9 protein-coding genes are annotated in these 13,576 nt (G+C 73.6%); 3 read left to right on the top strand and 6 right to left on the bottom strand.

The annotated features are described in order from the left end of the window. Position 1: 1 nt before the first annotated feature. A complete protein-coding gene (locus tag OG989_RS23655) occupies positions 2 to 496 on the bottom strand; it encodes a MaoC family dehydratase (protein WP_151454062.1) in 495 nt (164 codons plus the stop codon). A 149-nt stretch (positions 497 to 645) separates the two neighbouring features. Between OG989_RS23655 and OG989_RS23650 the strand changes: the two genes are divergently transcribed. Together OG989_RS23650 and OG989_RS23645 are read left to right on the top strand one after the other, a co-directional pair. After that, complete coding sequence (locus OG989_RS23650; protein WP_327028487.1) at positions 646 to 2,010, top strand: hypothetical protein; 1,365 nt, start codon at positions 646 to 648, stop codon at positions 2,008 to 2,010. A 183-nt stretch (positions 2,011 to 2,193) separates the two neighbouring features. Then, complete coding sequence (locus tag OG989_RS23645; protein ID WP_327028486.1) at positions 2,194 to 3,774, top strand: amino acid adenylation domain-containing protein; 1,581 nt, start codon at positions 2,194 to 2,196, stop codon at positions 3,772 to 3,774. An 80-nt stretch (positions 3,775 to 3,854) separates the two neighbouring features. Here OG989_RS23645 and OG989_RS23640 read toward each other — a convergent pair whose 3' ends face one another. From OG989_RS23640 to OG989_RS23620, 5 genes are all read right to left on the bottom strand, one after another. Further along, positions 3,855 to 5,099 carry an acyl-CoA dehydrogenase family protein gene (locus OG989_RS23640; protein ID WP_327028485.1) on the bottom strand — a complete coding sequence of 415 codons (1,245 nt, stop codon included), beginning with the start codon at positions 5,097 to 5,099 and terminating at the stop codon, positions 3,855 to 3,857. Further along, the gene (locus OG989_RS23635; RefSeq protein WP_151454066.1) at positions 5,100 to 6,002 is read right to left on the bottom strand and encodes a phytanoyl-CoA dioxygenase family protein; all 903 of its coding nucleotides are present in this window, start codon (positions 6,000 to 6,002) and stop codon (positions 5,100 to 5,102) included. A 14-nt stretch (positions 6,003 to 6,016) separates the two neighbouring features. After that, the gene (locus tag OG989_RS23630) at positions 6,017 to 7,528 is read right to left on the bottom strand and encodes an aldehyde dehydrogenase family protein (RefSeq protein WP_327028484.1); all 1,512 of its coding nucleotides are present in this window, start codon (positions 7,526 to 7,528) and stop codon (positions 6,017 to 6,019) included. Then, the gene (locus tag OG989_RS23625; RefSeq protein WP_192581361.1) at positions 7,515 to 8,696 is read right to left on the bottom strand and encodes an aminotransferase class I/II-fold pyridoxal phosphate-dependent enzyme; all 1,182 of its coding nucleotides are present in this window, start codon (positions 8,694 to 8,696) and stop codon (positions 7,515 to 7,517) included. The genes OG989_RS23630 and OG989_RS23625 overlap by 14 nt, the downstream gene beginning before the upstream one ends. A gap of 71 nt (positions 8,697 to 8,767) precedes the next feature. Next, entirely contained in the window at positions 8,768 to 10,000 is a 1,233-nt protein-coding gene (locus OG989_RS23620) for an MFS transporter (protein ID WP_327028483.1), read from the bottom strand. 284 nt (positions 10,001 to 10,284) lie between these two features. Between OG989_RS23620 and OG989_RS23615 the strand changes: the two genes are divergently transcribed. Continuing rightward, the gene (locus tag OG989_RS23615; protein ID WP_327028482.1) at positions 10,285 to 13,572 is read left to right on the top strand and encodes a non-ribosomal peptide synthetase; all 3,288 of its coding nucleotides are present in this window, start codon (positions 10,285 to 10,287) and stop codon (positions 13,570 to 13,572) included. Positions 13,573 to 13,576: the final 4 nt, after the last annotated feature.

The raw sequence follows: 13,576 nt of genomic DNA, 5'->3' as shown, positions 1-13,576 counted from the left end.
GTCAGGCGGCGCTCTCCCGGCAGCGGACCATGAAGGAACGCTCGAAGACGATGACCGTCTCACCGGTGGACTTCGTGCCCGTCGTCTCCACCGTGACGATGCCCTGGCCGGGCCGGGACCGGCTCAGGCGCTTGTCGAGGATGCGGCTGGTGGCGTACAACGTGTCCCCGACGAACACCGGCTCCCGCAGGCGGACCTTGTCCCAGCCGAGGTTCGCCACCGCCCGCGCCGACAGGGCCTGCACGGTCATGCCGCCGATCAGGCACAGGGTGATCCCGCTGTTGACGAGCACCCGCCCGTACTCGCTGCCCGCGCCGTAGTGCTCGTCGAAGTGCAGCGGGTGCTGGTTCATGGTGAGCAGGGTCAGCCAGGTGTTGTCGGTCTCGGAGATGGTGCGGCCCGGCCAGTGCCGGATCACCATGCCGGGCTCGAAGTCCTCGTAGTCCCCGCCGTGCTCTTCGCGGTACTCGTTGCCCTGGACATGACGCAAGGTCATCGGCGGTTCTCCCGTGTCGGAGGTGGACGAACCGACGCGGTCCCCGTCGGACGTGAATGTTAGTCTATGTCGATCATCGTTTCGGAGACACCGGCCCCGCGCGAGCACGCACCGGCGCCGGCCCGACGTGCGATTCCGGGGAGCGTCAGATGACCGTGCGCGAGCATGTCGGCAGTGCGGGGCCGGCCGGGCATCCGTGGTTCGGCACCCACCGCGTGGCGCCGGCCGCGCCGGCGGAGACGATCCGCGCGATGCTCCGCCACGAGCTGCGGGACACGGGCTGGCCCTACCAGCGGCTGCTGCCCGCGGCACCGATCGCCATCCCGCGCGCGTCCTACGCCGAGATCTTCCGGGCGGCCGCCGCGCTGGTCGACCTGCTCCGCCGCACCGCCCTCGAGACGGCCCCCACCACGCAGGGCCGGCTGGCGGCCTACCGCATGCCGCAGAGCGAGGACCAGCTGTTCGTGCGGGACCCGTTCGTCGAGGAGCGCTATCCGGACTGCGTCGTGCGGCCGGACGTCGTCATCGGGCCGGACGGGCCCCAGTTCCTGGAGTTCAACGTCAGCGGCGCGCTCGGCGGCGTGGTGGAGACGCGCTGCCGCCTCGAGGTGTGGCGCAGGCTGCACGCCGACGCGACGGGCAGGACCCCGTTCAGCTCTCCGGACCCGTTCGCCGTGCGCGCCGAGATGTACCGCTCGCTCTGCGCCGAGCTGGGGCTGGCGCCCAGGGTGGCCATCGTCGGCAGCGCCCGGGTCTACGGCGTGCAGAGCCGCTACTTCCAGCTGGAGGCCGACTACCTCAACAACCACGGCCTCACCGCCCGCTTCTTCGAGCCCGAGGAGCTGCCGGAGGCGTGGGACTGCCCGCCCCACCTGCGTTACCCGATCGGGCTGCGCAACTTCACCATCCCGGACTGGCTCGACGCCGGTCTCGACACCAGCTACGTGCAGGACGCGCTCGACAACGGCTGCCTGCTCGTGGGCACCCAGACGTCGACCTTCATGCACAGCAAGCTGACCATGGGCCTGCTCTCGGAGGGCCGGCCGTGGATGAGCGCGGCCGACCGGAGCCTCGTCGACAGGTACGTGCCGTGGACGCGGATCCTCGCGGACCGCCGCACCAGCCGCGCGGGCCGCGAGGTCGAACTGCTCCCGTTCGTCCTGGCGAACCGGGACCTGCTGGTGCTCAAGGCGGGCCTGGGGGAGAGCGGCAAGCAGGTGGTCATCGGCGGCGAGGTCGACCAGGCGACGTGGGAGTCCGCCGTCGCCGAGGCCGCCGCCGACGGCACCAGCGTGGTGCAGGACTTCGTGGCGCCACGCACGTGCCGGGTCTCGCTCGTCGCCGACGGCGCCGACGAACCACACGACGTCGAGGTCGCCCCGGTGATCGGGCCGCTGTTGTTCGGCGGCCGCGCGGCGGGCCTGTTCTGCCGCTACTACGGCGACGGCTCCGCCGGGATCGTCAGCGCCCGGGGGCGCGACAGCGGCTCCGACAACTGCATGGTGGCCGTCTGACCACACCGGACGCGTCGTCGTCCGCCGAGCGGCCCCGACGATAGGGGGTCCGCGGCACGAATGAGGTGTTGTCGCGGTGCGGCCCCCGTGTCACGATCGCTGCCACCGCAAGCCCGTGCCGCGCGACCCCACGGTCGACCGGCGACCTGTCGGCCCGCCGCCGTCGAACCGAAGGGACCTGCCATGCCTGCCGATCCCGAGGTGACCGGACCGCCGACCGGGTGGCACCCCGACCGGGCGGTGCCCGCGCTGATCTGGGCGGCCGCGCAACGGCACGGCCACCGTACGGCCGTCGTCGGCGCGGACGCGACACTGAGCTACGCCGAGCTGCGCCACGCCGTCGCGGGTCTCGCCGACGTGTTGCGGCGCCACGGTGCGACAGCCGCCCCGGTGGCCGTCCTGGCCCACCGCGGCGCCGCCCAGCTGGTGGCGTGCCTGGCCGCGCTGCACAACGGGGCCGGCTACGCCTGTGTGGACGCCAACCAGCCCCGGGCCCGCGTCGAGAGCCAGCTGCGCGGCTGCGGGGCGGCCGTCGTGGTGACGGATCGCGACGACCCGCCGGTGTCCGGGCAGGTGGTGCTCGCCGTCGACCTGGCCGGCTGGATCGGCGCGGGGGCGGCGGCGGAGCGCGCCGGGGCGCTGGGCGGTCCGCCGCCGGTCGCGGGGGACCAGCTCGCCTACACCGTGTTCACGTCCGGCTCCACCGGCGTACCCAAGGTCGTCGAGATCCCCCACGCGGCCCTGGCCAACTACGCGGCCTTCGTCGCCCGGCTCGTCGACCCGGAACGGGTCGACGACGAACGGCTGCGCTTCGCGTCGGTGACCAGCCTCGCGACGGACCTCGGGCACACCGCGGTCTTCCCGGCGCTCACCGGGGGAGACACGGTCCACCTGGTGCCCACCGAGACCGCGACGGACCCCGACGACTTCGCCGACTACCAGGACGAGCACCGCGTCGACGTCCTGAAGATCACCCCGTCGCACCTGGCGGCGCTGCTGGACGAGGCGGCGGAGCGGGCCCTGCCCCGCCGCCTGCTCATCGTCGGTGGCGAGGTGTGCCGGTGGGAGCTGGTGGACCAGGTCCGCGAGCTGTCGGACGTGCGGATGGTCAACCACTACGGCCCGACCGAGACCACCGTCGGCGCGCTCACCTTCGAGGTGCCGACCGACCCGGCGGCGCGCCCGGGCACCGCCACCGTGCCGATCGGCCGCCCGATCGACAACGCGCGGGTCGCCGTCGTCGACGCCGACCTGCGCCCGGTCGCGGCGGGCGTCGAGGGGGAGCTGCTCATCTTCGGCGCGGGGCTCGCCCGCGGCTACCGCGACGACCCCGCAACGACCGGCGAGATGTTCCCGACCGACCATCCCGAAGGCCGGTGCTACCGCACGGGTGACCTGGTGACCCGCCACTCCGACGGACTGGTGGAGTTCCACGGCCGCCGCGACGGCCAGGTCAAGATCCGGGGCCACCGCGTCGAGCTGGGCGAGGTGGAGCAGGCGGTACGCCGGTGCGCCGGGGTGCGCCGGGCGGCGGTGGTGCCGGTCGCCGGGACCGGCTCCGTCCCGCGCCTCGTCGCGTACGTCGTGCCGAGCGAGCCGCCCGGACCGACCGCCCGCGAGCTGCGCGACCAGCTCCGCGAGACGCTGCCCGACTACCTGCTGCCCGGCGCCGTGGTGTGCCTCGACGAGCTGCCCCGGACGCCGAGCGGCAAGCTGGACGTGCGCGCCTTGCCGGCACCCGGCAGGCCCGCCGCGCGACGGTAGCTCCCGACCCGGCAGCCCCGGGTCGGCAGGATGGTTCCGTGGCGCACGCCACCGCGCGTGGCGGCCGGCTGTCCGCTGCCTCAGTCGGCGTGCGGGTCGAGTCCGAGCGCGACCCGGCCGATGTACGGGTAGCCGTCGAGCGATCCGAACGGCTGCATGAAGCCGCCCGCGCGGGCGTCGCGGTACAGCCGGGACAGGGGGTGCCGGCTGCTGAAGGACGCCCCGCCGCAGATCGTCATGGCCCGGTCGACCGTGCTCACCGCCGTACGGTTCGCCAGCAGCTTCGCGGCCTGCCACCCCCGTACGACGTCGCGGACGGCGGCCTCGGACCGCTGCGCCGGGTCGTCGGCGGCGAACAGGGCGTCCACCAGGCGTCCGGAGCGCTCCAGCACCCCCCGGGTGGCCGCCAGGTCGAGCTCCATGGTGGCGACCTCCCGCTGCACGGACGGGTGGTGTGCCGGCGCCGCCCGCCCGGGCTGCCGGGGCACCCTGGTGGCGTGTTCCACGGCGATCTGGAAGGCCGCCTCGGCGATCCCCAGTGAGGCGCCCAGCAGGGGGAAGTTGATCGCGCAGGAACGTGCCAGGTCCTCCGGCGTCGGCGGGCCGAACGGCTCCCCGACCGTGACCCGGTCGGCGGGCACGACGCAGTCCTCCAGCAGGAGCCCGTGGCTGCCGGAGCCCCGCATGCCCAACGCGTCCCAGTCGCCGAGCACGGTCAGCCCGGGCGTGCCGGCCAGGACGACGGCCTCGGCGTGCCGCCACCCGCCGTCGGGATCGGCGACCCGGACCGCGACGTTGAACGAGTCCGCGACCGCCGAGTTGGTGACGAAGGTCTTGCGCCCGGTGATGACGTACTCGTCGTCCTTGCGGACGGCCTCGGTGAGCGCGCCGTTCCACGTCGCGCCCGGTTCGGTGGAGGCCCCGGCCATGATCAGGTCGGAGCCGCCCAACGCCTCCAGGATCGCGTCCAGCTGCGCCGCCCGGACCCGGTCGCCGTCCGCCTCGGCCCCCTCCCACCGGCGGACCTGCCCCCACACCGAGGCCATGTGCATGTTCGCGCAGATGGCCGTCGACCCGCAGCCCCGGGCCAGCCGGGAGACGGCCACCAGCATGTCGTGCAGGGAGCGGACCCCCAGGCCGCCGTGCCGGGTCGGGGCGCACGCGGCGAGCACCCCGCTGTCGCGCAGGTCGGCGAAGTTGTCGGCGACGAACGTGTTGTCCCGGTCGTGCCGGCCGGCCCGTTCGGCGAGGGTGTCGACGTGGCCCTCGGCGAGGGAGACCAGCTCCTGGCCGGCGGCGGTCGTGGCGGTGAGTTCTCCGAACACCTACAGCATCCTCAGGATGGTGAGGAACTCCTCCGCCCGCTCGGCGTGGGGTTGCTGCGGGCCGTCGAAGCGGGCGCCGGTCTCCGTCGGCACCGGCGTCGGCAGCACCCTCGGGAACAGCGGACCCCCGATGGGATCACCGGGCCGCAGGCCGTGTTCCCACAGCAGCGGCAGGACGGCGTGCTGCGGCTGGAAGGTGACGCCGTCGCCCACCCACCGGGAGACGAACGCCCGACGCTGCCGCTCGGGGCCGGTGCCGGTGGCGCCGTGCAACGCGGCCGGGTGGAACAGCACGATGTCGCCGGGCGTGAGGTCCCAACTCAGGATCTCGTGGTCGGACACGTCCGGCACCGCCTCGAGTTCCTCGCGCCGGCCGAGGTGGGTGGCCCCCGGGGTGATCGGCACGTAGCGCCGTCCCCAGCGGTGCGAACCGCGCACCACCTGGAGCGCGGCGGTGTCGGGGGTGCACGGGTCGAGGGGGATCCACATCGCGCACACCTGCTCGCCCGCGATCGGCCAGGAGCTGACGTCCTCGTGGAACGGCGTCGGGGCACCCGATCCGGCCGGCTTGGCGAAGATCTGGTCGTAGAAGGCGGTGATCGCGGTGGAACCGAACAGCTGCTGGGCGATGCGCGCCGCGGGGGAGAAGAACATGAAGTCGCGGAAGCCGTCGTGGGTCTTCCACATGAAGGCGTCCCCGGCGAACCCGCCGCCACCCAGCAACGCGGTCGCCTGCGCCAGCACGGTCGGGTTGGCGAGCAGATACTCGACGCCTTCGGCGATCCGGCCGAGCCACTTGTCGTCGATCATGCCGGAGAGCCGGACCACGCCGTCGGTGTGGAACGCGTCGATCTCGGCCTGGGTCAGGTCGCGCGGTGGCGCCTCGGGAGGGCTGATGTCCATGTGCGGGGTCTCCGTCAGGGAAGGCGTCGCCAGTGGGCGCCGAAGAGGGTCTCCTCGTCCGGCAGGCTGACCGGCAGGGGATGTGAGACGTAGGTGTAGTTGAGGAAGTCGCGCCAGGTCACGTTCTCCGACCGGGAGCAACCGCCCCAGCTGCCGCTGGCGATGACCTGGGTGAACGGCATCCCGTTGTCGAAGCTGCCGCTGTTGCCCACGGCGGTCGACTGGTTGACCATCACCCGTCCGGCGCGGGCCCGCTCGGCCAACCTGACCACCCGGTCGGGCCGGTCGGTGTGGATGCCGCAGCTGTGGCCCTGCCCGATCCGGCCCAGCAGCGTCTCCACCGCGGCCAGCGCGTCGTCGAAGGCGCTGAACGTCGACACGGTGAAGACCGGCGCCAGCTTCTCGCCGAGCATCGGGTCGTCGAGCGCCGGGACACCGCCGGGCGCCAGGGGAGGCAGCTGGGCCACCAGGGCGGTGGTCTTGGTCGGCTCGGCCAGGTCGATCCCGGCGGCGGCGGCGAGCGCCGCGGCGGGTCGACCGACCGCGTCGCGGTTGAGCACCCGCCCGTCCGGCCAGAGCAGCGTACGCAGCCGTGCCGTCTCGGCCGGGTCGCACAGGTGGGCGCCCTGCCGGGCCAGCTGGTCGAGGAAGGCGGCCGCGATCTCGGCGTCCACCAGCACGTTGCTCTCCGACGAGCAGGAGGTGCCGTTGTTGAAGCTGCCGCCCAGCACGATCAGCTCCGCCGCGGCGGCCACGTCGGCCGAGTCGTCCACGATCACCGCCGGGTTGCCGACGCCCGCGCTGATCGCCGGGGTGCCGCTGCGGTACGCCCGGCGTACCGTGCCGGGTCCGCCGGCGGCGATCACCAGGTCGGCGGCGGCCATCAGGGCCTCGGTGGTCTGCCGGTCGGTGACCGGCAGGCACTGGATGAGGTCCGGCGGGGCGCCGACCGTCTCCAGGGCCCGACGCAGCAGCTCGACGGTGCGGGCCGCGGAGTGCCGGGCCCGGGGGTTGGGGGTGATGACCACCGCGTTGCGGGTCTTCAGCATCGGCAGGGCGTTGCCGACCACCCCGGAGCAGGGCGCGGTGGCGGGGCTGGCCACCGCGATCACCCCGATGGGCTTGGCCAGCTTGCGCAGGCCACGCTCCGGCAGCTCCTCGATGATCCCGCTGGTGACGACGCCGTGCAGGTCACGCAGCGTGCCGAGGACCCGGCGCCGGTAGAGCGTGAACAGGTGCTCGGGGTCGCCGAGGCCGGTCTCCCGGTAGGCGAGGTCGGCCAGCGACCGGGCGGTGTCCTCCTGGTAGGCCGCCCAGCCGAGGGCCGCGACCAGGTCGTCGACGCGCTCCTGCGGCCAGAACTCGACCTCCGCCTGGGCCCGGCGGGCGCGGGCCATGGTGGCCTCGACGTCGGGCCGGGCCTCCTCGGTGGACACCGTCGCGTCCCGGCGTCCCGGGGCCGGCGCGTCCGGCGCCGCGGTGAGCGTCACGGCCGCGTCGGCCTCGCGGAGGTCACCGCTGGACACTGGCGTGCTCCCGGGTCGAGGGCCGCGCCGATCGCAGCCGGCCGATGGTCTCCTCCAGCATGTCGTCGGTGACGGTGAGGGAGAGCCGCAGGTAGCCCGGCGCGCCCATCACCGAGGCCGGCAGCACCAGGAGGCCGCGCTCCTCGAGCACGGCCGCGTGTGCCCAGTCGTCCGCGTCCGGCACCCGGGCCAGCAGGTAGAACGTTCCCTCGCTCGGCTGGACCTCGTACCCGGCCTCGCGCAGGGCGTCGACCAGCAGGTCGCGGCGCTGCTCGATCGGCTTGACCTGTAGCGCGTGCTGTTCCAGCTCGGGCAGGGCGAACAGCAGCGAGTTGTTGGGGAACGCCCAGCCGGTGGTGAGGCGGGCCACGGTCAGGGCCCGGCGGAGCACCGCCGGGTCGGGCATGGTCGGCGGGATCGCCACGTAGCCGACGCGCTCCCCGGGCAGCAGCAGCGTCTTGGTGTAGGTGTGCACCAGGAACGTGAACGGGTAGTGCGTCGCCGGGCTGGGACACGACCGGCCGTCGAACACGATGCGCCGGTACGCCTCGTCGGACAGCAGGTACACGGGCCGACCGTTGCGGGCGGAGGCTTCCCGCAGCACCTCGGCGAGGGCGGCGTACTCCTCGTCGGTGTAGACGGCGCCGGTCGGGTTGTTCGGGCTGTTGACGATGACGGCACTGGTCCGGGGCGTGATCGCCGCCGCGACGAGTTCCGCGTCGAGTCGCCAGGAACCGGGGGTCAACGCCACCGGCCGGGGGACCGCGCCGACCGAGGCGATGATCGGCTCGTAGTAGAACCAGGCGGGGTCGAGGTAGACCACCTCGTCGCCCGGGTCGCAGACGCTGCGCAGGCAGATGGTCAGGCCCGCGAACGCCCCGTTGGTCAGGGCGACGTCGTCGGCGGTGAACGGCAGGGCGAGTTCCCGGCTGAGGGTGGCCGCCACCGACTCCTGGGCCGGCGGGTGGTCCCGGGTGTAGGCGAACCAGTCGGTGTGCTGCGGGCTCAGGTGCCGTTGCAGGACCTCGACCAGGGCCGGCGCGGGAAACTCGTGCGGATCGCCGAAGGCGAGGTCGATCACGCCCGGGCCGCCGCGCAGCCGCGAGTAGGAGGACTGCTCGAGGTAGGCCCCCAAGCGCCGCCCGTACGCGTCGGTCGCGTCGGTCATCTGCCGACTTATCCGGTGCTCCATCCTGCTCCGATCTCCACCCTGATCCGTGGCCGGCGAGGTCGCCGGATTCACACCGTGGCGGGTTGTGCGGCGGGGACTTTTGCGGGCAGCTGACGCACCGACCGCGCGGAGAAGGTCGCGACGGTCACCAGACCGAGCACCCCGCCCGCGATGAGCAGCGTCTGGGCGACGCCGATCCGCTCGGCGACCGGGCCGACGACGGCCAGGCAGAGCGGGCCGAGCACGAACGAGCCCATGGCGTCGTACGAGCTGATCCGCGACAGCGCCTCGTTGGGCACGTGGTTCTGCAGGGCGGTGTCCCACAGGACCTCGAAGATGTCGACGCAGACGCCGTTGACGAGCATCGAGGCCGCGATCAGCCACACCGGCGCGCCGGCCGCGATCAGCGCGAACGGCGGGAGGAAGCCGAAGGTCGCCAGTACCGCCACCCGCATCGGCCGGCGGGGGCGGATCCGCATCGCCACGAGGCTGCCGCCGACCAGGCCCACGGCCTGCGCGGTGACGATCACCGACCAGGCGGTGACGCCGCCCAGCTGCTCCTTCGCGGTCAGCGGGCCGAGCACGTAGATCGCCGAGAAGCAGCCGTTGACGAACGCGAACTGCACGACCACCAGCCAGACCCAGGACCGGGAGCTGAACTCCCGCCAGCCCTCCCGCAGGTCGGCGAGGATGGTGCTGGCGGCGGCCCGGGCGGGGTGCGACACCCGGACACCGGCCAGCAGCAGTGCGGAGCCGAGGAAGGTGGCCGCAGGGACCGCCAGCGCCCAGCCGGCGCCGAGCGCGGCCACGAGCACTCCGGCCAGGGCCGCGCCGCCGATGGTGGTGCTGTTGCGCGACAGCCGCAGCAGCGCGTTGGCCGACTGGAGCTGCTCCTGGGCCACCACCTGCGGCACGACGCCGCGGGAGGCCGGCAGGAAGAGCGCGGCGGCGGCGCCGTTGACGGCGGACAGGGCGATCACGACCGGCAGCGAGGGCCGGCCGCTGACGAACACCACGGTCAGGACCGCCTGCGCGGCGAAGGCCAGCAGGTCGGAGCCCACCATCAGGCGGAAGCGGTTCATCCGGTCGGCGAGGACGCCGCCGAACAGCAGCAGCGCGACCTGCGCCAGCGACCGGGCGGCGAGCACGAGGCCGAGGTCGGTGGCGGAGCCGCCCGGCGCGTCGAGGACGGCGAAGGCGAGCGCCACCGGGATCACGGCGCTGCCCAGCAGCGACAGCGTGCGGGCCAGGAACAGCATCCGGTACGACCGGTCGGCCAGGATCCGGAGGTCGTCGCGCACCTGGCATCACCTCCGGTCGGGCTGTCGGACGGGCTGCGTGCTGGCGCGCCGGCGGCGTCACAAGCGTGCCCATCATGTGGCAGGGAAACGGGTTGCCCAACCCCTAGGACTCGGAACAGATGTCGTGAATTGTGAGGTCAAACCCCTATAACCGTTCCTCCTGCTGACTAAGCGCTCAGTGAGCCTGGTAGAGATCGAGGATCGGCACCCGCATCGGTGCGACGCTCGCATCCGGTGGAGGCCCCGGACCGCGGACCGGATCACCGACGGACAACGGAGGACCAGTGGGACGGCAGGAGCATCCGGTCGCGAGTGACGTCACGCAACGCGTGGCGCGGCTGTCCAGTTCGGCGCGGGCGCTGCTCGACGAGCGGCTGCGCGCCAGCCGCTCCGATCCGGCACCCGCCAGCGCCGCCATCCCCCGCCTGGACGCCGCCGAGGCACCCCTGTCCTTCGCACAGGAGCGGCTCTGGTTCATCGAACGGCTGGAGGACGACGCCGTCCACCACAACGACGCCACGCTGCTGATCCTGACCGGCTCGCTCGACCAGGTCGCGCTGCGCCGGAGCATCGAGGAGGTCGTCCGCCGGCACGAGATCCTGCGTACCGCCTTCCGCCAGCTCGGCGAGCGGGTCGTACAGGCCGTCACGCCGCCCGCCCCGCTGAGCATCGACGTGGTCGACCTGCCCGGCGCCACCGCGCACCCCGACGACGCCGTGCTGCGGGCCGCCGTCGAGCGGGAGATGCGGGTCCCGCTCGACCTGGCCGCCGGCCAGAGCATGCGGACGGTGCTCTACCGGATCGCCCCCGACGTGCACGTGCTCGGGGTCACCGTGCACCACCTCGTCTGCGACCTGTGGTCGTTCACCATCTTCTGCCGCGAGCTGGCCGCCACGTACGCCGCGTTCGCCGCCGACGCGACGCCGGACCTGCCCGAGCTGCCGATCCAGTACGCCGACTACGCCGCCTGGCAGCGCACCGCGGTCGGCGAGGAGCGGATGGCGGCCCACCTGCGCGAGCGCGTCAACGAGCTGGCCGGCGTGCCGCCCCTGCTCGCCCTGCCCACCAAGGGCCCGCGGCCGGCGGTCCAGCAGTTCGTCGGCGCGTCCGAGTGGTTCCGGCTCGGCGCCGCCGACGCGGACCGGATCCGCGCCCTCGGACAGCGTCAGGGGGCCACCACCTACATGACCCTGCTCGCCGCCTTCACCGTGCTGCTCGCCCGGCACAGCGGGCAGCGGGACATGGTCGTCGCCAGCCCCATCGCGACGCGGGAACAGCACGAGCTGGAGCACCTCATCGGCTGCTTCCTGAACATGATCGTGGTACGCGCCGACCTGTCCGGCGAACCGACCTTCGCCGAGCTGGTGGGCCGGGTCAAGGCGGCCTCGCTGAACGCGTTCCGGCACCGCGACGTGCCGTTCGAGCGGCTCGTCGCCGCGTTGCAGCCGGAGCGCAGCCGCAGCCACCAGCCGCTCGCGCAGGTCGCCTTCGTGCTCCAGAACGTGCCCACCAGCCGGCTGGACCTGCCCGAGCTGCGGGTCGACGTGCACCAGATGGAGACCGGCCGGTCCCGGATGGACCTGACGGTGAAGATCACCGAGACGGCTGACGGACTGGTGGGCGAGTTCGAGTACGACACCAGCCTCTTCACCGGCGAGTCCGTACGCGACATGGCCCGGCAGTTCGAGCTGCTGCTCGTCGAGGCGGCGCGGGAGCCCGACACGAGCGTGTGGCGGCTGCCGATGCTCGACGCCGGGCAGCGCCACCGGATCCTGCACGAGTGGAACGACACCGCCGTCGACCTCGGCCCCGAGGCGCTCGTCCACCGCCTTGTCGAGGCGCAGGCGCGGCGTACGCCGGACGCGGTGGCGGTCGTCGAGGGCAACGTCCGCACGACGTACCGCGAACTCGACGAACGGGCCAACCGCCTGGCGCACCACCTGCGCGACCTCGGCGTCGGCGTGGAGGACCCGGTGGCGGTGTGCCTGCCCCGCTGCGCCGCCGAGGTGGTGGCGATCCTGGCGGTGCTGAAGGCCGGCGGCTACCACCTGCCGGTCAACCCGCGCGACCCGCAGGCCCGCCGGGACGCGCTGCTCGGGCAGGTCCGCCCGGCGGTCGCGATCTCCGCCGGCGACCTGTGCGACGAGGTGTGGAGCCCCGGCCGGCGGATCATCGACCTGGACGGGGAGTCGTCGCTGACCGCCACGTGTCCCGCCACCGACCCCGCCGTGCCGCTGCACCCGGACAACCTGGCCTACACGCTGTTCACCTCCGGCTCCACCGGGCAGCCCAAGGGCGTGCAGGTCACCCACCGCGGGTTCGCCAACCGGATGCTGTGGGCACAGCGCAACTTCCCGCTCGGCCCGCACGACCGGGTGCTGCGCAAGGCGGCCTGCACCTTCGACGTCTCCCTGGACGAGCTGTTCCGGGCCCTGTTCAACGGCGCGGCCAGCGTGCTGATGCCCGAGACGGCGACCTTCGACCCGCGCCGGCTGGCGGCGGTGATCGCCCAGCACGGGGTGACCGACGCCGACTTCGCGCCGACCGCCCTGCGCGAGGTGCTGCTCACCGCCGACGCCGCGGACCTGAAGTCGCTGCGGCGGATCGTGTCGGGCGTGGAGGAACTCACCCCCGAGACGCAACGGCTGGTCTTCGACCGGCTCGACGTCACCATGTTCAACCTGTACGGCCCGACCGAGGTGTCGGTCTCCTGCACCGCCTGGCCGTGCGACCCCGACGACGAGCGGCCCTTCGTCCCGATCGGCCGGCCGATGGCCAACGTGCGGGTGTACGTGCTGGACGAGGCGATGCAGCCCGTACCGCCGGGCGTGGCGGGGGAGGTGTACGTCGGCGGCGCCGGCCTGGCCCGGGGCTACCTCGACAACTCCGCCCTGACCGCGGAGCGGTTCCTGCCCGACCCGTTCGCCGACGCGCCCGGCGCCCGCGTCTACCGCACCGGCGACCTGGCCCGGTTCGGGCCGGACGGCGTCCTGGAGTTCCTCGGCCGGGGCGACGGGCAGCTGAACCTGCGCGGCTACCGCATCGAGCCGGGCGAGGTGGAGTCCGCGCTGCGCCGCCACCCGGCGGTGCGCGAGGCCGCCGTCGTCGTACGCCGGGACCCGCCCGGCAGGGACGCCCGGCTGGTCGGCTACGTCGTCGGCGACGACCTGCCGGGCAACGCGGACCTGCGCGCCCACCTGCGCCGGCGGCTGCCGGACTACCTGGTGCCGGCCGCCTTCGTCAGCCTGCCCCGGCTGCCGCTGACCAACCACGGGAAGCTCGACGTCGCGGCGCTGCCACCGCCGGGGCAGGACGAGCCCGGTGCCGCCGGGGCCGACGGGCCGCGTGACGAGCGCGAGCGGGTGCTCCTGGAGATCTGGTGCGACGTGCTCGGACGCGAGGGCATCGGCATCCACGACGACTTCTTCGACCTCGGCGGGGACTCCCTCACGGCCACCCGGATCGTGGCCCTGGCCAGCGCGAAGCTGGGGGCGGACGTCGAGGTGGCGGTCATCTTCGACGCGCCGACGGTCGCGGAGCTGGCCGCCCGGCTCGCCCCCGGGCAGCCGTGACCCC

The organism is Micromonospora sp. NBC_01740 (genome assembly GCF_035920365.1).
Taxonomy (GTDB): domain Bacteria; phylum Actinomycetota; class Actinomycetes; order Mycobacteriales; family Micromonosporaceae; genus Micromonospora; species Micromonospora reichwaldensis.
The sequence above is the reverse complement of the archived record's forward strand: the minus strand, read 5'-3'. Positions and strand labels throughout refer to the sequence as shown.